Raw genomic sequence first — 1,133 nt, 5'->3', positions numbered from 1 at the left:
CTTCGATTTGAAGAGCAAGTTCAGAAACTTGTTCATAATCTTGACTCACCATTGATAAGTTGAAGCTAACCAATGACTTAGTTAGTTCTTCGTTCTCACCCAATACCTTCGCGGTTGCCGCACCTTGAGCGAAATCCTTTCGCGCTTGAGCAGCTTTAACCAGATGTCTTAACTGGCTAGCGCCTGGAAGATATTCAGGAAACAGTTTAATAGACTGCATCAGTTGCTCATCAGCTCGCTCAAAATCACCATCAATACAAAGCAGTTCAATAAAAGAGCTTCTCAAACTGGCATCCTTGGGAGATGCCTTTATTGCTTCGATTAGTAGTTCTAAAGCTTGTTGCAACTGCCCTTCCGATAAGGCATTTTTCCACTGAGTCATCTTTCTTTCCTTACACCAAATGTTCTGGTGATAATTCCGTAATTAATTTGATACTTGAGACCATTTGGTCGAGCTGAAAATGAGGGCGTAAATGTATCACCGAGTAGAAGTGCCCTGGCGTATCGCGTTTCTCTCTAACTTTGATCTTCGCTTCGTTCAATGGGTACTTAGCTCTGAGTTCATCCGAAGCTTCGTCTGAAGCCGTTGTATATTGATGTAACCAAGTCTGAAACTCCCTCTCGAGCGATGCCGCGTCCTGATAGCCACCTATCTTGTCTCGCCCCATAACTTTGACGTAGTGTGCTATACGCGATACACACATCGTGTATTGGAGCATTGAGGTGAGTTTTGCATTAGTCGCAACATGCTTCTCTTCGTACAGTTTTGGCTTATACAACGAAACATTGGAAGTCATGCCAACCATGTCTGTTTCAGGAACTGGTGAAATCGGAATGAATCCACAATCAGACAGTTCTTGCTCTTTACGCTCAGAGACTTTTAGATTTAAAGGGCATCTATCTCTGTCATTTTTGCCATTAATGCGCGTTTTGTTTCTTGTAGGAGCAACAATAATGCCTTGACTATAATCCCCCTGTTTTATTCCTCGCATGTGAGTAAACCAACCGTGCTCTTGGAATGCTCTAATCGAAACAGCAGCAAAACAGAAGGCTCCACTTCCCCACAATAAATCGTTATTTGAATCGTCAATATTCTCTTGAAATTCAAATTGATCGTTTCGAGAACCATCACT

Annotated in this window: 1 protein-coding gene and 1 pseudogene; both read right to left on the bottom strand. The window is 42.4% G+C overall.

The window, feature by feature from the left end; translation table 11 throughout:
* A pseudogene (locus tag R7F67_RS24675) lies at positions 1 to 382 on the bottom strand (protein of avirulence locus); the annotation flags it as partial.
* Positions 383 to 392: 10 nt separating this feature from the next.
* On the bottom strand, positions 393 to 1,133 hold a 741-nt coding region (locus R7F67_RS24670; protein ID WP_318057516.1), incomplete at its 5' end, for a type VI secretion system contractile sheath domain-containing protein.

The sequence above is a fragment of the Vibrio sp. YT-17 genome, from assembly GCF_033337375.1.
Lineage (GTDB): Bacteria > Pseudomonadota > Gammaproteobacteria > Enterobacterales > Vibrionaceae > Vibrio > Vibrio alginolyticus.
Note: the sequence above shows the minus strand (reverse complement) of the source record. Positions and strands in the feature narration are given on the sequence as shown.